16 protein-coding genes and 1 tRNA gene are annotated in these 21003 nt (G+C 35.3%); 7 read left to right on the top strand and 10 right to left on the bottom strand.

Features of this window, described 5'->3' with window-relative positions:
• Positions 1-41 precede the first annotated feature (41 nt).
• The 6 genes from ABIL69_04115 to ABIL69_04090 are packed head-to-tail and all read right to left on the bottom strand — an operon-like array spanning position 42 to position 6994.
• On the bottom strand, positions 42-668 hold the full coding sequence (locus ABIL69_04115; protein MEO0123170.1) for a polyphenol oxidase family protein: 627 nt from the start codon (positions 666-668) through the stop codon (positions 42-44).
• On the bottom strand, positions 652-2349 hold the full coding sequence (gene recJ / locus ABIL69_04110) for a single-stranded-DNA-specific exonuclease RecJ (GenBank protein MEO0123169.1): 1698 nt from the start codon (positions 2347-2349) through the stop codon (positions 652-654). The genes ABIL69_04115 and recJ overlap by 17 nt, the downstream gene beginning before the upstream one ends.
• Before the next feature lie 15 nt (positions 2350-2364).
• Positions 2365-3840 (bottom strand): FAD-dependent thymidylate synthase, encoded by a 1476-nt coding sequence (gene thyX / locus ABIL69_04105; protein MEO0123168.1) that lies wholly within the window; start codon positions 3838-3840, stop codon positions 2365-2367.
• Complete coding sequence (locus ABIL69_04100; GenBank protein MEO0123167.1) at positions 3837-4910, bottom strand: L-threonylcarbamoyladenylate synthase; 1074 nt, start codon at positions 4908-4910, stop codon at positions 3837-3839. Before ABIL69_04100 ends, thyX begins: the two co-directional genes overlap by 4 nt.
• 9 nt (positions 4911-4919) lie before the next feature.
• Positions 4920-6209, bottom strand: a complete 1290-nt coding sequence (gene purD / locus ABIL69_04095; GenBank protein MEO0123166.1) for a phosphoribosylamine--glycine ligase — start codon at positions 6207-6209, stop codon at positions 4920-4922.
• Positions 6210-6256: 47 nt separating this feature from the next.
• Positions 6257-6994, bottom strand: a complete 738-nt coding sequence (locus ABIL69_04090) for a geranylgeranylglyceryl/heptaprenylglyceryl phosphate synthase (GenBank protein MEO0123165.1) — start codon at positions 6992-6994, stop codon at positions 6257-6259.
• A 121-nt stretch (positions 6995-7115) separates the two neighbouring features.
• Here ABIL69_04090 and ABIL69_04085 point away from each other — a divergent pair, with 121 nt between their 5' ends.
• Positions 7116-8429 (top strand): sugar transferase, encoded by a 1314-nt coding sequence (locus ABIL69_04085; GenBank protein MEO0123164.1) that lies wholly within the window; start codon positions 7116-7118, stop codon positions 8427-8429.
• Between the two features lies 1 nt (position 8430).
• Complete coding sequence (locus ABIL69_04080) at positions 8431-9075, top strand: hypothetical protein (GenBank protein MEO0123163.1); 645 nt, start codon at positions 8431-8433, stop codon at positions 9073-9075.
• On the opposite strand, the gene ABIL69_04075 is transcribed toward ABIL69_04080, so the two are convergent.
• The 3 genes from ABIL69_04075 to ABIL69_04065 form a co-directional block, all read right to left on the bottom strand.
• Entirely contained in the window at positions 9064-11415 is a 2352-nt protein-coding gene (locus ABIL69_04075) for a hypothetical protein (GenBank protein ID MEO0123162.1), read from the bottom strand. The genes ABIL69_04080 and ABIL69_04075 overlap by 12 nt on opposite strands.
• Positions 11415-12842: a glycosyltransferase family 39 protein gene (locus ABIL69_04070; protein MEO0123161.1), complete on the bottom strand. Its 1428-nt coding sequence runs from the start codon at positions 12840-12842 to the stop codon at positions 11415-11417. Before ABIL69_04070 ends, ABIL69_04075 begins: the two co-directional genes overlap by 1 nt.
• Positions 12843-13064: 222 nt before the next feature.
• The gene (locus ABIL69_04065) at positions 13065-13322 is read right to left on the bottom strand and encodes a hypothetical protein (protein ID MEO0123160.1); all 258 of its coding nucleotides are present in this window, start codon (positions 13320-13322) and stop codon (positions 13065-13067) included.
• 116 nt (positions 13323-13438) lie between these two features.
• Between ABIL69_04065 and ABIL69_04060 the strand changes: the two genes are divergently transcribed.
• Positions 13439-13514: transfer RNA gene (locus ABIL69_04060), tRNA-Glu, on the top strand.
• 2 nt (positions 13515-13516) lie between these two features.
• Here the strand turns inward: ABIL69_04060 and ABIL69_04055 are convergent.
• Positions 13517-15577: a GreA/GreB family elongation factor gene (locus ABIL69_04055; GenBank protein ID MEO0123159.1), complete on the bottom strand. Its 2061-nt coding sequence runs from the start codon at positions 15575-15577 to the stop codon at positions 13517-13519.
• A gap of 90 nt (positions 15578-15667) precedes the next feature.
• Here ABIL69_04055 and ABIL69_04050 point away from each other — a divergent pair, with 90 nt between their 5' ends.
• From ABIL69_04050 to ABIL69_04035, 4 genes are read left to right on the top strand one after another with little or no spacing between them, the layout of a single operon-like run.
• Positions 15668-17572, top strand: a complete 1905-nt coding sequence (locus ABIL69_04050; protein MEO0123158.1) for a protein kinase — start codon at positions 15668-15670, stop codon at positions 17570-17572.
• Positions 17573-17594: 22 nt separating this feature from the next.
• The gene (locus ABIL69_04045; protein MEO0123157.1) at positions 17595-18434 is read left to right on the top strand and encodes a tetratricopeptide repeat protein; all 840 of its coding nucleotides are present in this window, start codon (positions 17595-17597) and stop codon (positions 18432-18434) included.
• A gap of 24 nt (positions 18435-18458) precedes the next feature.
• Positions 18459-19346, top strand: coding sequence for a carboxypeptidase-like regulatory domain-containing protein (locus tag ABIL69_04040; GenBank protein MEO0123156.1), 888 nt, complete (start codon positions 18459-18461; stop codon positions 19344-19346).
• Positions 19346-21001, top strand: a complete 1656-nt coding sequence (locus ABIL69_04035) for an adenylate/guanylate cyclase domain-containing protein (protein MEO0123155.1) — start codon at positions 19346-19348, stop codon at positions 20999-21001. Before ABIL69_04040 ends, ABIL69_04035 begins: the two co-directional genes overlap by 1 nt.
• The last annotated feature ends 2 nt before the right edge of the window (positions 21002-21003 follow it).

Here is a 21003-nt window from a genome sequence, read left to right as displayed (position 1 = left end):
ATATTAAAAGGAAATCTTTGTAATACAATTTAGAAAGACAATTACTGAAATGTCTGGTGGTCTCTCATAAATGCTGCGTAATTTCGTGCTTTGTCCCCGCGTCGATGAGAATAGAAATATAATGTATTACAATAGGTACAGTAATCTAAATCAGCAACAAGATTTTTCTCACCAAGTTCAATTATGACTGCTTTTTTTAAATTTAGATAAATTTTATAATTTTTCTTTATCACTGCTTCAGGATAATGTTTTTGATATAAAGATTCAAGGTCTGATTTGATTTCATAACAGCAGGGACCAATACTGGCACCGAGAACATATCTGTAATCTCTTAGAATATCTTTTGCTTTTTTTACAATACCTTTGATTATTGAACGCCATCCACAATGCAGTATTGCGATTCTTTCTTTGGAAAATAGATATACCGGCAGACAATCAGCGATTTTAACCCCAATACATTTGTTACCCGAGGTGATCAAACCGTCCCCTGTGGTATTCTGTTCTTCGTCAATATCAACGATTATATCAGAATGTATCTGTTTCAGCATAATGGGTTTGAATTTTTCTAAAAACTTTTCAGTTCCGTATTTTGTTGAATAAAGAAATATTTTATCTTCAAAAATAAATTTAAAATATTTTAAATCAGATTCTTCAATCAACTTCCACATTTTTTAACTCTTTTATTTTCAGGACGACCTTCTTCTTACCCACGAGTGAATCTTCAAAAATTGTATACAGGCAATCAATGCGTGTCTTTCCAGGAACCATTTTGAGTATTTTATCGGCGTGATAAAAGGCAATTGCAGGAAAGACAACCTTATCCTTTCTCAATGAAAATTTGAGATGTTCTTCTCCCACTATGATTGGAACACCCACGACTTCAAAATTTTTACCCAAAAATACCGGCTGGGGATTTTCTGTGCCTGTGGGTTCAAAGTACTTCAGAAAATATACGACATCTTCTGTTATATCTTTTAAATCAAGTTCCATATCATAATAATGCTTTTTCGTAAATATATTCTCATCAAAGTTTTGTGCATATTGATTTATTTTTTCCACAAAATCTTCAAGATTCTTTCTTGATAATTCAAGCCCTGCTGCCTGTTTATGACCACCAAATTTTAATAATAGTTCAGAACAAAAATTCAATGCTGCAGCAATATCAAATCCACTGACCGAACGGGCAGAGCCCTTGGCAGTATCCTGTTTTAGGGTGAAGACTATCGCTGGTTTAGCATATTCTTCAACAATCCTTGAGGCAACAATTCCTATGACCCCTTCATGCCAGGTCTCTTTGCCTAAGGCGATAATGCGTCTTTCAAACAATTTATTTTCTTCAATGATTTTTATTGCTTCTCTAAGAATTTCGTCTTCTATCTGCTGGCGTCTTTGATTGTCTGCAGAAAGCTCCTGGGCAAGATTCAATGCCTTAGAATAATCATTCGTTATCAAAAGTTCAATTGCCGTCTTTGCGTCACGCAATCTGCCACAGGCATTGATTCGCGGTCCAATGATGAACCCGAGATGGTAGGCAGTCAATTCTCCACTGAGTCCGGCTACGTTTATTAAAGCCTGTATGCCAGGTTTTTTGGTCTTTGATATTTTCTTTAATCCCAATTTTACAAGATACCGGTTTTCATCAATCAATGGAACAACATCAACAACACTACCCAAGGCAACAAGGTCAAGGTCCGCAAATAGTTCGTCTTCATTTCGTCCGAGCCTTCTGTATATCGCCTGAAGAAATTTAAATGCAACACCTACTCCAGCGAGTTCCCTAAATGGATAATTGGATTGGGGCAATTTAGGATTGAGCAGGGCATATGCCTCGGGAAGTTCGGATTTCGGATTATGATGGTCGCAGACGATAACATCTATTTTTTTTGATTTTGCATAATGTAGTTCTTCAAATGCCGTGATTCCGCAATCAACAGTAATAATCAATGAACATCCTCTATCTATTGCAAAATCGATCCCTGCCTTTGAAACACCATAACCTTCATATAATCTGTGCGGGATATAATATTCTACATTTAGACCCAATTTATTTAAATGACTATAGAGAAGAGAAATGCCTGTAATCCCATCTGTATCATAATCACCATGTATTAAAATCTTTTCATTTTTTTTAATTGCAGTATCTATTCTTGCCACAGCCTTTTCCATATCAGAGATTAAAAAAGGGTCGTAGAGATTGTTGATTGTGGGAGCAAAAAAAGATTCAATCTCTTCAGGTGTTTTGTAGCCACGGTTTTTTAAAATTTGAACTATCACTGCGGGAATTTTCTTCCCACGAATGATTAAATCTTCTCCAATTTCACCTTTATGTTTACTCAACCATTTTGACATATTTTAGATTGTGAACTAACCAGGTGGTGGAACTTCTGTAACCTTTGGGTATTTTCTATATAATTTATGATAAAATTCTGGATATTCTGTCTTACTGCATAAGAGCAAGGTTGTGATTGGTGATACCTTCTTTGCCTCTTTGCTCATTGCCCGGGCAAGATTTTGGATATCCCACTGGGCAGTTGGATCTTCACGCAGGCGTGCGAAATGATACAATTCTCTTAAATTTAAATTTAGAAGCACCCTTTTTCTGTGGGCATTGGTAAGAATATAAGACCCCGCAATCGGAGCAATTTTAATGAACTTTTTGTATAATTTCTCGGTTTTATTGATAACCTTTTTGAATTCATCAACCATTTTGATTTCGACGATAGAGGGAGGAATAGTGATACCCAATTCCGGGTCGTAATCCTGATTTATCAAGGTCATTATGCGATGGCGTTTTAACTGGCCAAAACACCCACCCGATACCACTGCCGAGAATGTGTAATTTACCACCTCAAATTCCCTCAAAACCGTATCATATAATTCAAGATACTGACAGGCAGTCTTAAATAATTCTATTTTTTCATCTTTGGTCATTTTTTTTACAGTATCCAAACATTTACCAAAAGAAGATTTTTTAACCCGAAATAGTAAAGTAGCGAGTATTTTGTCATCGCTATTTTTTGTGTAATCTTCAAGTGCAACTTCAGCAATATTATTTTCTTTTATTTGAAGTTTTTTGCAATATTTCTCTAATTCTAAGTAAGTCTTCTGGTCGTAATCATTAGCCTTATAGAAAAGAATAATTGATGGAGCAATATGCTTAACTTCTTTAAATAATTTTCTGCCCAGTTCCTGAATTTCTTTAAGTTGGTGGCTGGCGAATCTGCGAATCATAAGCTCAAGGTTACGTGCATTTATTGTTGTTCCGAGCTGGGTCTGGGTTGCAAAGGAAAGTATATACCTTGCATCCTCTTTTGCCGAATTTTCAATAAACTTGAGTGACTTAGGGTCATTTGAAATTGGACAATTTTTCAATTTAAAAGATTTTAACTTTTCAAATAATTTTTTATAAAGGTTGTTCTGGAGTTCAATGACCTCGCAATATTCATTCAACAGATTTGTCTTTTTAATTTCTTCTGGAATTACAAAATCGCCTTTTAATGTAACATAACGCTGAGATTTCTCTGTATAGGAACAGAGCCTGAACCTTTCAAATTCTTCTACTGCCCGGCGTGATATGCCGACTATATCAAAGTTGAATACCGCATGCTCAGCGATGGAGTGATGGCTCATTTCAAAGATAATTCTTCTATTTGAACGTCTTGCCTTTTCAATCTCTCTTAATGCCTCTTTTCTTAAAGCACCGACAGATTTTGGACTCCGACTTATCCTTGCATAGGCCGCAGAAATTGTTTCCGGGGTAAAGACAAAACTCTTTTTATTATTTTTTAATATTTTAATCAGCTCTGTATCAATATTATACCCGGCGAGAGTAACCTTCATTCCATTAACCGCCTTTTTATATCTTCGGCAACAAACTTCAGGGAAGGAAACATTTCCAGCGCAGTATCACGATAGGCGGATAAATCCTTACCTACGGGATCTGATACCTCATTATATTTTGTTCTTCTTTTATACTCCTTCAATAAAAATGTTTTTATTGCGGAATCAGGTGAAAGTTCTAAAATTGTTTCGTAATGTTTAAATTCCATAACAAGTATCAAATCCGCTTCATCAATCAATTCTTTTGTTATATATCTTGTTCTATGGTCTGTGATATCGCCACCAAATTCTTTTACTACAACACGTGCATTTTCACTTGCCGGAAGTCCGTCTATTGCTGCGGTACCAGCTGATTTTACATCAACATATCTTTCATTCAACATGGTTTTTATAATTCCCTGAGCCATAGGACTACGACAGGAATTGCCCGAGCAGACAAATAGCAGATTAAATTTTAATGATGGGTCAAGTTTTATCCTTCGGCCATAGATTTTTTCAATCTCAAGGATTGGTACCGCACCTTTACGTCTAATAACGGGAACCGGTGTAGTTAAATCAATGACCGTGGAGGACTTTCCATATAAAGGTCCTGCATCTATTATCAATTCAATTTCAGGAAATTTTTCGGATATCTCAGACGGACTATGTAATTCTGGTTCACCTGAAATATTGGCACTTGTGACTGCAATCGGTTTATTATAATAATCAAGGAAGTTGATTATAAAATCAAGCGCAGGAATTCGCACTCCAATTTTTTCTTCTTCATCTCCCAGATTACATTCCGGGTTCTTTTTTAATATAACGGTAACTGGCCCAGGAATAAAATAGTCAATTATTTTCTTTTTGGTAATGATTGCATAATTTTGTAGTAAACGCCTTGGAATGAAATAAGTAAATGGTTTATTCGTCCTTTTCTTTAAATTTCTCAGTCGCTCTATTGCCTCATAGTTCGTGCCATCTACAGCCAATCCGTAAATAGTATCGGTAGGAATGGCAACTATGCCATTACTATTTAATATCTCTGCGGTCTTTTTATAAATCTCTGTGTCGTCGGAGATTTTTACTATCATAATAAAACCTTATCGCACCTTCCTTTTGCGTTTCATCTTTTTCATCCCACTGCTTCCAATATCTTTTCTGTAAAACATACCATTGAAATGAATCTTTTTAATCTCTTCGTATGCCTTTTGTTTGGCGACCCTCAGGTTGTCGGCAGTGCACACCAGATTTAATACCCTGCCACCTGCAGTCACAAGTTTACCATCTTCCATCTTGGTTCCTGCATGGAAGAGAAGTGTTCCAGATTCAAATGATTCCTTAAATTGTATTTCTTCACCAATCTTATAATCAAATGGATAACCCGCCGATACAATGACGACACATATAGACCATAAATTTTTAATTTTTACCTGCATCTCTTGCAGGTTGTTTTCTACAACGCCAAGAAAGAGTTCAACTATATCATTCTCAATCAGGGGGATCATTGCCTGTGTCTCCGGATCGCCAAATCGACAGTTAAATTCAAGAACTTTTGGACCCGATGCAGTTATGATCAAACCGGCATAAAGGACACCCTTGAACGGAAATCCATTTTCATGCATACACAAGATTGTGGGTTGAATAATTAATTCCCTTATAAAGTCACTTACGACTTTACTCGTGGGATAAGGAGAGTAAGCACCCATACCACCTGTGTTGGGTCCGCGGTTTCCATCATAAAGCCTTTTGTGGTCCTGTGCTGAGGGAAGATACAATGCCCTTAAGCCATCGGTTAGAACAAAAATGGAACATTCCTGTCCAGTTAAAAATTCCTCAACAACTATCTTTTTGCCCGCTTCACCAAGTTTATGCTGGACAAAAATTTCATCCACGATTTTTTCGTATTCATTCTTATTGTTTACAATAAATACACCCTTTCCACTGGCAAGTCCCGCTGCTTTTATTACCACAGGAAAGGTGTTGGTCGTTTTTAAATATTTAAGTGCTTGCAGCGCACTATCATAAATTTGAAATTTAGGAGAAGGAATCCCATATTGAGCCATAAATTCACGGGCAAAGGATTTATCTGCTTCAATCTTGCTTGCAGCCTTGGTGGGTCCAAAGATCTTCAGACCATTTCTGTTGAATTCATCAACGATACCCAAAGATAGAGGTAATTCCGGACCAACGACTGTAAGGTCAATATTTTTTTCTTTCGCAAAACGAATCAACCCATTTATATCCGTAGGAAGTATGTTTACGCAGGTTGCAATCTTTGCGATACCCGGGTTCCCCGGCGCTGCATACAGATTTTTTACTTTTTTTGATTTATTTATCTTCCAGGCGAGGGCATGTTCCCTTCCGCCACTACCAATGATTAGAATATTCATACTGCTCCTTTATTTAAAAATAATAGTTTGTTTATTGCAAAGTTATATTATAGCCGACTTTTAACAAAATCAACAATTTTTTTAAATTTTGATGGAGACTTTTCTATAATACTTCCGAGTACGATAAAATCCGCACCCACATCAAATAATTTCATTGCATCGCTCTCCTTTCTTATTCCGCCCCCAACGATTAATGGAATAGAAATCTGTTGTTTCACTTCTTTAACTATTTTTTCAGATACTGGTTCATCTGCGCCACTGCCTGCCTCAAGGTAAATTGCTTTCATTCCAAGGTATTCTCCAGCAAGGGCATGGGCAACGACTATCTCTGGTTTATTTTTGGGTATGGAACGGGTATTTGAAATAAACTCTACCGCAGTATAACCCCCCGAGGAAATCAAGATATAACCAACAGGAATTACCTCAAGCCCGAACGATTTTATTAAAAATACAGATTTTACATGTTCTCCAATAAGAAATTCCGGATTACGACCACTCAAAAGAGAAAGAAAGAATATGCCATCTGCGTATCTTGAAATTTGATGTGAACCACCCGGGAATAATATAACCGGACATTTGGCTTCTTTTTTTACACCCAACACAAATCCATCAAAATTTTCATTCTTTAACAAAGAACTTCCAACAAGAATGGCATTTACATCACAATTAGAAACAAATTTCGTCAACCTTGATAAAGCTTTGTTTGGAATACGGTCTGGGTCAAATAACGCAATTATTCCAGGTTTTACGCTAATTAATTTCTTCCAAACTTCTTTTTTTGTCATTGATAAGATTATAACCCAATTTTTGAAAAAATCAAGGTATTTTTGCCTATTGACAGTTTTCAGATTTTGGATATAATGATAGTATGATTGGGAGGTTAGATAGCGGCGCCTAAGATGTTAGATGGCACGAAAATATGAATTATCAATAACCCTCATAGGTGATATTCTACTTTTATTGGGGTCATTTTTTATTGCGTGGCAGTCATCAGAAATAAATCAGTCAGCCACAAGTGAACACGCTATTATAGCAAACATTGCACTTATGCTTTTCTGGCTATTCATTTTCCGGTCTTTTGATTTATATAAAACTCGTTCAGAGATTCAGATAATAAACGGCCTTTTTAGCCTGCTCAAATCAATTATATTGGGAATGGCAATACTCCTTTCGTTTGCCTATTTAATGAATGTGGATTTCTTCAAGGCAAAAGGGTTTTTACCTGCTTATTGCATAATGTTTTCTTCATTGATACTATGGCGATTCCTTTTGTGGGGTTTGATTGGAGAATATGTAAAGAAAATGCCCAAAAAGGTTATTCTCTTTAAAAATGGCGATGGTTTATCAGATTGTGAATATCATGGGTTTTCCAAGGTAAAAGAGATAAAATTTTCAGAAATGACCGCGGATGTTCCCCGAAAAATTTTTAAAGAAAACCGAATAGAGGGGATTGTGATTGAAAGCAATGGGCATACGCAGGTGGATATTTTACAGTTGATATCTCAGTTCACAGAGAGTAATTATGATATCTTTGTTTCCCCAAAACTTTATCCCATTGTGTATCAACATTTTCTCATAAAAAAAGTTCCAGATTCAAATCTTCTTCAGATAATATTCCATCCACTTTCTGCCTGGGATAGATTTTTAAAGAGACTAACTGACATATTGCTGGCATCAATTGCATTAATAATTTTGTCTCCTTTAATAGGAGTGATTGCATTTTTGATAAAGATTGATTCTCCAGGGCCGGTCTTCTATACACAAAAAAGGGTAGGTTTTAGAGGAAGGAAATTTTCTTTGATTAAATTCCGTTCGATGATTAAAGATGCTGAAAAATATACAGGACCAGTCTGGGCAAAAAAGGATGATAAAAGAATCACTCGGATGGGAAAGATAATGAGGCCGTTCAGGTTGGATGAATTACCGCAATTAATTAATGTCCTTAAAGGAGATATGAGTTTTGTCGGTCCAAGGCCTGAAAGACCGCATTTCGTATCAAAATTTGTCAATCAAATATCCCTTTATCCTTTGCGTCATACAGTCCATCCGGGTATTACTGGACTTGCTCAGGTAAAATATTCTTACGACCGCACGATTGAAGATGTGAAGAAAAAACTTGAATATGACCTTGAATACATAAATAATATTTCATTAAGAATGGATTTAAAAATATTTTTGAAAACAGTTCTTACGGTACTAAAAAGACAGGGAGCACATTGAAATGATTTTGATTTTGTATATCATAAGTCAGAATTTACCCTTTACCTGGTCTCAGAGTTATTCTACATTTGATAAAGCAGAATGTTTGAACCCTGCTGAATATAGTATTGGCTTTGGAATTGACAATTATTGTATTTACAGCAGTACCAATGATACAATTGCCTATGATGAAAGGAGATTTGATCTCTGGGCAAAGTCCGGTGTTATAAAGAAATTAGAATTTGAATTAAAATACTCATATCCAACTGCCGGACTTATTGCAATAAAATACCAGATAACAGATACACCGATTTGGAGTGCTTTTAAATTTGGTTTTGGATATATGAAAGGCACAAGGATAGGTTATATAACCGATTATGTCTATGATTTTTATGGTTATTTCTTATTAGAAAAACATTTAATTAAAAATATCAGATTCTTATATACACCGAAATTTATCTATTCAATGCACTATCGCGACCGCCAGGAGCATACTGATAGACCGCCCAGATATATATCCCATTTTGGTCATTGTTTAGGATTAAAAATTGGTAGAGATATAGAATTTATTCCAGAAGTTAACTGGCTCTGGGGTAATAATGAAGGAACAAAATATATGGTCAATCAATTCGGACTGGGTGTTAATGCTAAAATTTCAATATTGTAGTTGCTTTAACATCTCAAGGGCAGGAGAAAAATTAGGTTCTAATTTCAGGGTTTCTTTTAATTCTTTGATTGCTCCAGTAAGATCATTATTGAGATAAAGACAATAAGCAAGGTTGTAGTGTCCAAGTGGGAATAAAGGATTTATTTCTACTTCTTTTTTGCATAAGGTTAAACCCATTTCAATTCTGCCGGTCAGGGCACTGGCTATTCCAAATGTTGTGGCAGAACCAATTAAAGAGGGATACAAAGTAATTGATTTTTCCATCAACTGGTATGCCTTTTCCGGATCCTTTATTAAAATTGCATTTGCCTGCTGTAATAAAGATTTTGCCTTTCTAATTCTTTCAATGACCTCATTGGTATATCGGTCATCAAAAAATTCTATTTCTTTTGTTTGCTGTCCGAAAGCCTTTAGGTCATAAACTGGCTGGTAAGCAAAATTAATAAAAGTTTTGGATTCATTTTCGCCAATAACCCGGTACAACCGATAAAAGTTATTTTGATATATTAATTCAAAATGTTTTAATTCTTCAGGGAAGAAATGCATAAGAAAAGCAACAGAATTTGGCTTAATCTTAATTTTCCCTGCGATCCAGCGACCTCCATCACCTGATTTATCAAGTAGAATTTTTATGTCATATAAAAAGTAATTGACTTTATATTTTTTACAGAAATTATAAAAATCATTTTCTGCACTGTAAATGGATTCAAAAAATTCTCTTACGCGCTTCTGACAATTTTTTACTTCAAATTTTGGCTGGAGGACAATGGCGCGATGGGCATAAGTAAAGATAAGTGGTCCCACACCAAATGAAGATAAGAATATTGCATCGTCAGTAGTTTTGTATTTTATAAATCTAACAACTTCAATGTTATTCAACCGCCAGTTGTATATCTCTGTTTTGGTTTCATCACCAAATATTTTGCGGAGTAATTTTATATATCCGGTTGGATTGTGAAGATTATATCCCTGATGAAAATTAAATAGAAATATTAGCATAATGACCGAGGGTATAAGATATTTATAAAATTTCTGGTTTTTCTTTAATCTTATCATTCCGATTATTACACCGAGGATTGAAACGAAATAGTTGTTTACTATTCCCATCCTTTCAATCATAATATAACTTAAGAAAAATATTATGCATAAAAAAATAAATTGCCTGATGACTGATTCCGAAAATCTGTTTTTTATCAAATAGATAAAACCAAATACTGCAGGGATAATAATAGGAAATAGATTTTTGAATAGACTCACAGGATGAGGGCTATTAAATGCCTCAATCCATAATGACCTTGCAGGATAATCAAGGAGTTCCGGATTCGTAGGTTTAATCCCGAAAAATTTGATCTTGTTTATAATCAAAGACCAGACATGAGTATATTCAGCCTCAATATTTAAACTTTTTGATATTATTACACTCGCAATAAGAAATAGCAAACCGATTATGACTGAATACCAGCCCTTTAGTGAATATGTTAAAGGTTTCTCGGATTTTACTGCAAAGAGAAAAATACCTGATATCGCTCCGAAACCCAATGCAAATGGGACTGAAATGAAATAAAGTCTGCTCTTTAATACAGGTATGAAGAAACTTCCTAAGAAGGGTATCAGAAGTGTATAAAGAAGCACAATGGAATTTTCTTTTATCTTTGAGTTTTTTTCAAATATCCAGATGTTAAAGATTGATATAAGAATAAACGTAAGAAAAACAAATCTTGAGAAATGCCATGAACAAAGACTGATAAGGAAACATACGCCAGATAAAATTGAAAAAAAGACTTTATTCTTCGGATTATTTAATGCATAAAAATATCCAGCAATTCCAAATATAATAAAGGGCAGGGCGAAGTCTTCATTAAGAAAGCCAAATGTTGAACGACCCACTGCAACAAGGGAGAAATTAAATAATAAACCCGCCATTATTGAATAAAAATGGTTTATGCCTATTGCTCTACTGAGAAAATAAACTGCAAATATACTTAAACTTGCACAACCGGCAATAAATATTATCGCCCAGGTATGAAAAAGAATACTTCTTTCTTTTAGTTTCAAAAATCTATATAACCAGCCACAGGGATATTCCATTAAGATTGTGAGATTTTCAAAAACTTTTACACCCTCGGGTGCCTGTAGTTTTGGGTCAAAGGCAGGAATTGGTTTACCATCACCAATAAGTTCTGCATAATGGTACTGTAATGCATTTTCGGTCCAGTAAAAGGCAGTGGGGTCTTCAGGGTCATAATATTCAGGATTTTTACTCAAGCGTATCCGATATTGAATTGAGATTGCATAAATTATCAATAATATGATTAAGACAAAAATATTTCTTAAATTCATTATTCGTTTATCCATATTGTATAATACGGGCTATCATATATGACCTTATAACCTGAGCCAGATAAAAACTTGGTTTCGGTTTCAAGGTATTTATCCAACTTATACATTAACGACCATTCTGGAAATATCTTATCCCAGATAACGCAGGAAATGTGCTTTTTCCTTACCGCTTCGTCAATTTCATATCGCCATAATATCAGAGTCTCTTCAATCAAATGTCCCCAACTATGAAATCTAATATTTTTTACTGTCGGGTCATTTTTATCTTGTATAATTTTCAACATCAGCCGATACGGACCGATACATTCTTCATAATCTATGAGCTTTAATCGCTGTGATTCAACCGCAAGATAATTTGAGATATGAACCGGCCTATTGGGTGGTGTTTTGGATTCAATAATCTCTGCACATTTTCTTACTTCATTGCGCGGGATATAACCCAATCCCTGATAATAAAGAGGATTTAAACTTCCGGCATATATAAAAAAACCTGACAGGAATATAATAATAATTAATTGTATCATATTTTTCTTCTTTCTTAAGGAAATATTTTTTAAACAATAAATGGTTAATCCATTAGCGATTGCCAGTGGCAACAATAAATCAATCATATTATGTGGCCAGCAAGTTGAACTTATGAAAAGAAAGAATAATGAGTATTCAAAGAATATTGCCAGCGGAAAAATAAGAAATTTGTTAGCAAAGAAAAAGCATAAAATAATGCCACTTGCACCTAAAATCCACATATAATTCAAACTTATCAAAAATGGGTCAAAAAACCTTAAACTGATTGCAGTGTCATAACCTTTAAAAAAATGAAAATGAAAAATTTGATAAAAAGCAGGGTTTTTGTAGGTAATCAAAAAATAGCCATAGAGACCAATAGTAATGATTAGAAACCCTGATAAGAGATATAGTATGGCTTTAAATTTTTTTTCAACCACCCAATATATTACTGCCGCGGGCAGAATAAATAATCCTGATAATTTAATGCTTGCTCCAATACCTGCAAGGAGGCCGATAAAAAACCAGTTCAATGGTTTAGAATCCCTGCAAACAATGAACCACATTACTAATATTGCAATGAAAAGTGTGAAGAGCTCTCTTTCAAAAATATGATAGCGAAAAAGCAGAGAAGAAAAGCTAAAAATAGCGATAACGAATAGAGCGATATATTTATCAAAAAGCCTGCGGGCGATATCAAAAAGTAAAACTGTTGAAATTAATACAATTATTGCGGTTAGAATTTCGGCAACCCGATAAGAAACTCCAAAGATACTATATAATCCAGCAAGCAGGTATTCAATCGTTGGTGGTTGGACACAGAGTGTCTGGATGAATGGTTTTAATCCTGATTTGAAGGCAAATGCATGGTATAAATATACAGAATCTTCAAACCAGGCATAAGGATAGAAAATTCGGAACAAACGGGGAAGAATAGCGATTAAGGCTACAAAAATCAATATATTATTTCTATTCACGGATATGCGCTATTGCCTGTCGGTTTTGGAAAAGCGATGCGTCTATCGTTTGTCTCTAAAACGAAATCAATTTTCCAGAAGTATCGCATTTCGCAACCGAAAACCCACTAAAAAATTTTTAATACTCTGGATGATTTATAACTTATGGATTTATTATATATATTTGTCCTATTCGGGTATTATCTTATAAACCTGGTCTTTCTCATGAACAGTTGAATCGACCTTCATGCCTATGCTCTCGCCCTTTTTTGCCTTTTCAACCGGCTTATGTTCAATTTGCATAGAGTTTACAACTTGTTTAAAATCAGTCGTATGACCCTTTATGTGTATAGTGTCGCCAACATTCAATTCGTCATCAGTTATTTCAATAACCGCCACGCCGATTTTATTAAAAAAATGGGTAACCCTACCAATCAATTTCTCCATTTTGGCTCCTTTCTTTAATTGTATTCATTATGAAAGTTTTGTCAAGAAAAAGAAAGTCTTAATATCTGATAAATATTTCATTGACAATAGTCAATAATTTATATATAATTCCGCACGGCGCCATCGTCTAACTTGGTTCAGGACATCGCCCTCTCAAGGCGAAGACTACGGGTTCGAATCCCGTTGGCGCCAGTTTAATTTTTTGCGATTTCAATTCTGATTATTTCGTAGATTTTATCTTCCAGATTTATCCTATCACCTATCTTTTTTTCTAATAACATTTCCTTTGCCAGTGGAGATTCATAGGATATGACATTTTTTGAAAGATCAGAATCCCAGGGACCGAGGATTGTATATTCAAGGATATTGTCTCCCTGAAGATTTTTCAGGATTACTTTTGTCCCAATACCGACTTTTGATATGTCAATATTATTGAAATCAATTAATTTTGCCTTCTGAAGTTCGGATTCAAGCGTTCTTAGTCTCTGGTATAATTGATCCTGTCTTTCCTTGGCTGCCTTATATTCAAAATTTTCGCTAAGATCCCCATATTCTCTTGCCCTGCTTATCTCTTTTTTATTCTCGGGTATTTCAACGTTCAGCAAGTGCTCAAGTTCGTTTTTTTTGCGAATAAGTGACTCCTGTGTCGTATATATGTAATCTTCTTTTTTCTCAAATAGTTGAGGAAAATGGTAATTGATGATTCTTAAATAATCGTTCTTTTCATAATCCTTGAGTGCACTTGATTTAATAAGGGAATCTTTTATCTTCAGAATTTCATTAATCTCTCCGGTCTTTATAATTTCATCAAATTTTTCCAAAGGAAAAGATTTAATAAATAGCTGTTTTGCCCCCTTGATATGTTCAAGGCTATTTATCAAGCGTGACATATATTTTGAGTCCGTGAATTCCTTAAAAGCACCGTTTGCAATTTTCTTCAATATGTATAAAAAAATTCCAGGAAATTTTTGGGGCATTAAAATTACTGACTTATAAAAATCCCTTAGTTCAAATCCTGAGGCTGTTAATTGTCCTTCAATCTCCTCAATAAGTTTCGTATCATCAGAGTCTGTGAGTATCTGTTGAAATATTTTTTGCCAGTCCTGTGGTTCGCGCTTTTTGACTTCGTCAAGAAATTTTATTTTATGGTCATAATCTTTCAAATCTAATAGTAATTCCTTAATGCCCTTAATCCGCAGTAGGTCATCAATCGTATAATTAATTCCGCTTTTTCTATATTCATTGCAGAGATACAGAATATCAAGCGCCAATGCTGGTTCTTTTTGGTAATTTTCATTAGCGAATGTAATAAGCAGATCAATCATTTCGCTAAATATTTCAGGATTCTCGCGGGCGCATTTTTCAGTGAGTAAATATTTCTCATCAATATTTGCCTTTTTGAAAGTTTCAATATATGCTTCTTTTTTATTAAGACCTTCAATAAAATGATAGGTCTTCTGTCCTTTTTTTAACTCTATTTTTATATGCTCATTTTTCTCTAATTTCTTTCTTACTTTTTCCCAGAATTTATCAATTTCATCTTCTGTTATTACATCTCTTAAATGATTTTTGATCTCGCTTGAACTCAATGGTTCTTTAAAGCTCTTTAATAGATAAATAACCAGTCCGTATGGATCTTCCTTAGCGTATATTTTTAATTCTTCTATATTTTTAAACTTCCTATAAAGATAATGACCTTCGGGTGCGGGTATTAATAGTTTATTGGCTACATCAAATTTTACAAAATAGCCCTTTTGCTTCTGAAAATCCAGAACAAGTTCTTTCTTCTCGGGATTCATCGCCACGACCTCACCAATTCCATATTTTTCGAAATAGAACACCCTGCCGATGTCGTATTTTAAGAATTCGTCAAGCCGCTCGAGACACCTGAAAAGATGTTCACCTTTTTCAATCCGAGATAGCTCAATATATCTTTCAATTCGGTCGTTATCCCCATATCTTTTTTTATATAAATCAACGAGTGTCCTTCTAATAATATTATCATCTTCGGTGAAATAAGGCATATGTTTATATACCTCTATCGCCCCGTGAATATCATTCTGGTTAATAAGGTGGCAGGCAAGGATTTCAAGAAGCATAAATCCTCTGGATGTTTCCTTTATTGACTTTAGTCCATCAGCAATACTTAAAAAATCTTTTATGGGAATGCTTTTATCATCAAGCATCTCCATCCAGAGGTTTTCAAGTTCTGAAAAATTTTTTTCTTCAATCAACTTTTTTGCTTTCTCAATCATCGGGATATTATATTTAAAAAATTGAAATGGGCAAGGGATTTAATCTTTTCTTGACTAAATATAATATTTCTATATAATATTTTGATTTCTATGATAGCCCGCAGAATAAGAAATTTTGAGATAAAAGAACTCATCGCTACCGGTGGCATGGCGGCAATATATAAAGCAAACCAAACAACCCTTGATCGGATTGTTGCTGTAAAAATTCTTCATGGCCATCTTGCTCAGGATAAAGATTTTATAATCCGTTTTGAAAGAGAGGCAAAGGCTGCGGCAAATTTACAGCATGAGAATATTGTAAATATCATTGATTTTGGACAGGAAGAAGAAGTTTATTTCATTGCAATGGAGTATGTAGATGGTAAGAGTCTTAAGGATTTATTGAATCAGGTAAAATTTATTCCTCAAGAAATTGCCCTTGGTATTATCCTTGAGATTGCAAAGGGCCTTGGATACGCCCACCAAAAAGGAATTGTGCACCGGGATATGAAACCAGCAAATATCCTTATCGGTTATGATGGATGTGTTAAGATTGCAGATTTTGGACTCGCCCAGGCACAGGATTTGACCACTATCACTGTTACCGGTGCGATAGTTGGAACACCTGCATATATGTCTCCTGAACAGGCGGCAGGAAAAAAGGTGGACAACCGCTCGGATATCTTTTCCCTGGGGGTTGTTTTTTATGAAATGCTCACAGGTGCAAAGCCGTTCAAGGGTGAAAATTATTCTTCGGTTATCCATGAGATTCTTACAGTAACCCCGCCCAAGGCATTTGAGGCAAATCCTTTGATTTCAAAAGAATTGAGCACAATTATTGAGCGGGTTCTGGAAAAAGACCCGGATAAAAGATACCAGAATATTGAAGAATTCTCTGAGGACATTACTATTCATATGAGGCGGTCAAGGATTGAAGTGGTCCGTAAGGATATCGGTGATTTTGTATCTGCTCCGGAAGAAAAAATTAAAATTTTACTGGAAAAAAGAAAAGAGCGCCATTTTGAGCGTGGTATATATTTTATGAATTCTGGCTATGAAAAAATTGATGACGCAATTGCAGAATTTGAAAAAGTTATATTGTTAGATCCCAATGACAAAAGGGCAAAGGGTTATCTTGAAGAATTAAAGAAAAAGAAAGAGAGGATACCATCATCTAAGAAGATTAAAGAGAAAAAACCGACAAGAATGACACCTGTTTTTACAGGACTATTTTTGGGGTTAATCGTTATCGCACTAATAGTTTATTTTATATTCCATTCTTTTAGAAATATTCCAGTGAAAGAATTGAAGGGTCTCGCAATAGTCAATACGATACCTTATGGAGCTTTAATAATCCTTGATGATGATAGCACAGGGAAGATAACCCCTGCAGAGTTGGAAAGTTTAAAGGTCGGAGAGCATCAAATTGAATTAAAAAAAGAAGGTTATAAACCATTTGTTCAGAAGTTTGAAATCAAGGGCAATGACACAGTAAGACTTGACATAACGCTAATAACTGAAATTGCAAAACAAGATACTGTAATTGAAGTTAAAAATCCGGCCAACAAAAAGCCATTGCCTCCGGTTCAGGGAACGAGTTATTTAAAAGTGAAGGTTGAACCCTGGGCAAAAATATATATTGATGGCAAGTATATTGAAACTACACCCATTGCCGGTAATTTAACTGTCAGTTCAGGGGTTCATAATATACGCCTTGAGAATCCAAATTTTAAAATATGGCAGAGAAATATTAAATTCGCTCCGAACGAAACCATTGATTTAAATGTGCGGCTTGAACCACTTGAAGGAGCTTTAAAACTCGTTGTTAAACCCTGGGCAGATGTCTATATAGATGGCAAATTCTATGAAACAACACCGATTGCACAGCCGATTAAATTATCTGCTGGACAGCATAGATTAAAATTGATAAATCCTTTATGTAAGACCTATGAAGAAGTTATTACGATCAAGCCGAATCAGGTTTTGAAAAAGGATATTGAACTTGAGAAAAAATAAAAAGTTTTAGAAAGGAGAGTTTATGTTCAAAAAACTTATTCTCTTTGCTATTTTATCTGGCATTTGTTTTGGACAGCAGGTGACTGGAGATTCTTTGTTAAGAATGCTGGACAGTGCAAAATTATATTATAATAATGGTGAATATGAGAATGCAATCAAACAATTGGAAGGTGCACTTCAGTATCTTAAACAGTTAAACAAAAATGAACAGGTTGAGGCATACAAATATCTTGGATTCAGTTATGTTGCATTTGGTGATAAAGAAAAGGCAAAAGAACAATTTAAAAAGGCACTCAGTCTTGACCCTAAGTTAGAATTAGACCCTGCTACTGTCTCACCGAAAATCATAAAAGTATTTGAAGAAGCAAAGGCTGAAATGATCGCTATTACACCTGTTCCTCAACCGGTTCAACCCACCCCACCTAAACCGGTTGAGCCAGTTGTAAAACCAAAGAGTGTGAGTACCTCTGGCGCACTATTACGCAGCTGCTGCCTCCCGGGCTGGGGACAGATGTATAAAGGTGAAGATTCAAAGGGAAAGATAATGCTCATCACCACGGCAATTCTTTTTCCCACCACGCTTATTGCGACTTCAATTCAAAATGTAAAACACGAAAATTATCTTAAGATTGAGCCAGGCAATGAAGATGAAATGGACCGCGCTTATAAAGAATACAGGGCATGGTACAATATCTCTGCAATCTGCTGGCTCGGTTATCTTGGATTTTATGGTTATAATATTTATGATGTTATAACTTCAAAACCTGGAATCAGATCCTCGATGATAGAAGATAATAATAGAATTTACTGTAGATTTAATGGTGAAGAATTGGACGTTGGATACAATTTTAAGATAAAATAAATTTTTTAAATTAAGGGGGATAAAATGAAGAAAATTATAGTTATTGCAATGATTACCCTATTCGCCGGTTGTTTAAAACCACCGAGGGATAATCCATACGACCCAGATAACCCAAATAAGGCATATTTGGCTGGTTATGTTAGTTCTGCAGATGGTAAAATTTCTGGTGCAGAGGTAAAACTGCTGACTATGGATGATTCTATATATTCGATAACATCATCGAATTCCGCAGGTTGGTATGAATTTACAAATGTTAACCCGGGAATCTATAAATTAATTGCCTTTGCCCGTAATTTTATTCCCACCGAATATTCACCGGAGAGCCTTCCTGCAGGTTCTTCTGATACAGTTGAACTTTACTTCAACGCAGTGAAATATACCTTTGATGAAGAAGATACCGGTACTGTCGAGCCAACAGACTTTAAGAGACTTTATGGCAACTGGCGGGTGGTTAATGACAGCACTGCCCCATCTCAACCAAACGCATATAATTGCTTCAGCCAGATTGGAATATCTAACTATGCTAAAACGGTTTCTGATTTCTCAATCGGATTAAATTTCAAGTTTCTAACCCCGGTGGATACATTCAGTTATGCAGGTGTTATTTTAAGGATGAAGGATACTATAAACTATTATTCTGTTTCTGTATCAAGAAAGGCTTTGATTTTTGCTAAAATAAAGAATGGAAATCCAATTCCTCTTGATTATTACCCATTATTTATCAATCAAAACCAGTGGTATGAATTGTGGGTTGATGCAATCGGCAGCGAATTTAAAATATACTTTGATGGCGATTTAAAGATTGAAAAGAGCGATACAGAATTCTCTCAAGGCAAGGTTGGGCTATTTATAAGCCGAGAAACGGCACCCCCGATATCAGTAAACTTTGATGATGTAATTATCTGCAGATAGTGGCAACATTTTTAATCCATAAAAGTAATGAAGAGACCCAGGTAGTAAAATTAGAAAAGGAATTTTTCACGATAGGCAGACGCGAAGATAATGACATAGTCCTTGATGATATTTTTGTCTCAAGACATCATGCTGAGGTGGTCAAAAAAGGAGAAACATACATAATCAGAGACCAGAAGAGTCGCTATGGGACCTATGTAAATGGGATTCGAATAACCGAAAAGAAATTAGATTATGGTGATGAGATACAACTGGGGAATGTCTTGATTACATTTGTTGACGAAAAGCGACTCGGTCCTATTCCTGAACGAAAGACTGTAAAAAGAAGATTCGGGGATTTTGTTGGTATTGATAAAAAATTAGAAGAATTAAAGACGCTTATTGCAAAGGGTGAAAAAAAGGACAAATTATTAAAAATTACAGATGAAATAAAACAGACAGTAGATTTGTACCAACAGAATCTCGTTGAGGCTGAAAAATCAAGGGAAATTGCTTCAACCCTGTGTGAAGTAGGCAAGGTTATAAATTTTGTCTTTGATCTGAATGTCCTTTTGAATCTCTTGATGGACCTCGCATTAAGAATAATCCAGGCAAAAAGGGGATTTATAATGTTGTATGATGAAAAATCTAATGCCCTTAAGACCAAGGTTGCAAGGAATATGGGTGGTGAGATTGATCCTAAAAAATCTTCTGGAATCAGCCAGGGCATTGCTCTTGAATCCTTCAAAACCAAGAATATTATTACAACTGAGGATGCAACAAAAGATAATAGATTCAAGACCCAGGAGAGTGTTATCACCTATGCCATTGGTTCGGTCATATGTGCCCCGCTTCTCACAAAAGAAAAAGATATCCTCGGCGTTATTTATCTTGATAATCCAGTTGGTTTAAATAGATTTTCTGAAGATGATATTCAGTTCATTGAGTCTTTTGCGAGTCAGGCAGCGATAGCGATTGAAAATGCCCAGTTATATGAGAAGATAAAAAAAGAAGAAAGGATTACGGAAAGATTACAGAGATTCTTCTCGCCCGAAGTTGTAAAAAAAATTATTGCTGAAGAAAAGGCAATAAAACCGGGCGGTGAGCACTGCATCGCTACAATTCTTTTTTGTGATATCCGTGGTTATACATCGCTTACCGAAAGGATTGATACGGTTATTGCACTTGAGATTTTGAATGATTTTTTGAGCAGTATGACCGAAGAGGTATTTGTACATGAAGGGACCCTTGATAAATATATCGGAGATTGTGTAATGGCGATATTTGGTGCACCGGTTGTCCATCCCGATGACCCACTGAGGGCGATAAAGTGTGCCTTAGGAATGAAGAGCAGGGTTGAAGAATTAAAGAAGAGATGGAAGGAAAAACTAAATATAAAAGATGTTGCATCATTTGAAATCGGAATCGGGATTAATACCGGTGAGGTTATTGCCGGTAATATTGGAAGCGAAAAAAGGCTTGAATACACAGTCGTTTCTACCGCAGTGAATATTGCATCAAGGCTTGAAGATATTGCAAAGCCGGGTCAGATTTTAATCAGTAGAAACACCTATGAACTGGTAAAAGGAAATGTAAAGGTTGCTCCATTATCACCCGTCAAATTAAAGAATATAAGTCAGCCCGTTGAAATTTTTGAACTTATTGGGTTGGTGTGAAT

Source organism: candidate division WOR-3 bacterium (genome assembly GCA_039802005.1).
Lineage (GTDB): Bacteria > Hydrothermota > Tepidihabitantia > SM23-42 > JAOAFX01 > JAOAFX01.
Note: the sequence above shows the minus strand (reverse complement) of the source record. Positions and strands in the feature narration are given on the sequence as shown.

Bases quoted from the DNA above. Each gene is read 5' to 3' on its own strand.
- ABIL69_04115 (MEO0123170.1), bottom strand. From the start codon at position 668: ATGTGGAAGTTGATTGAAGAATCTGATTTAAAATATTTTAAATTTATT.
- recJ (MEO0123169.1), bottom strand. From the start codon at position 2,349: ATGTCAAAATGGTTGAGTAAACATAAAGGTGAAATTGGAGAAGATTTA.
- thyX (MEO0123168.1), bottom strand. From the start codon at position 3,840: ATGAAGGTTACTCTCGCCGGGTATAATATTGATACAGAGCTGATTAAA.
- ABIL69_04100 (MEO0123167.1), bottom strand. From the start codon at position 4,910: ATGATAGTAAAAATCTCCGACGACACAGAGATTTATAAAAAGACCGCA.
- purD (MEO0123166.1), bottom strand. From the start codon at position 6,209: ATGAATATTCTAATCATTGGTAGTGGCGGAAGGGAACATGCCCTCGCC.
- ABIL69_04090 (MEO0123165.1), bottom strand. From the start codon at position 6,994: ATGACAAAAAAAGAAGTTTGGAAGAAATTAATTAGCGTAAAACCTGGA.
- ABIL69_04085 (MEO0123164.1), top strand. From the start codon at position 7,116: ATGGCACGAAAATATGAATTATCAATAACCCTCATAGGTGATATTCTA.
- ABIL69_04080 (MEO0123163.1), top strand. From the start codon at position 8,431: ATGATTTTGATTTTGTATATCATAAGTCAGAATTTACCCTTTACCTGG.
- ABIL69_04075 (MEO0123162.1), bottom strand. From the start codon at position 11,415: ATGAATTTAAGAAATATTTTTGTCTTAATCATATTATTGATAATTTAT.
- ABIL69_04065 (MEO0123160.1), bottom strand. From the start codon at position 13,322: ATGGAGAAATTGATTGGTAGGGTTACCCATTTTTTTAATAAAATCGGC.
- ABIL69_04055 (MEO0123159.1), bottom strand. From the start codon at position 15,577: ATGATTGAGAAAGCAAAAAAGTTGATTGAAGAAAAAAATTTTTCAGAA.
- ABIL69_04050 (MEO0123158.1), top strand. From the start codon at position 15,668: ATGATAGCCCGCAGAATAAGAAATTTTGAGATAAAAGAACTCATCGCT.
- ABIL69_04045 (MEO0123157.1), top strand. From the start codon at position 17,595: ATGTTCAAAAAACTTATTCTCTTTGCTATTTTATCTGGCATTTGTTTT.
- ABIL69_04040 (MEO0123156.1), top strand. From the start codon at position 18,459: ATGAAGAAAATTATAGTTATTGCAATGATTACCCTATTCGCCGGTTGT.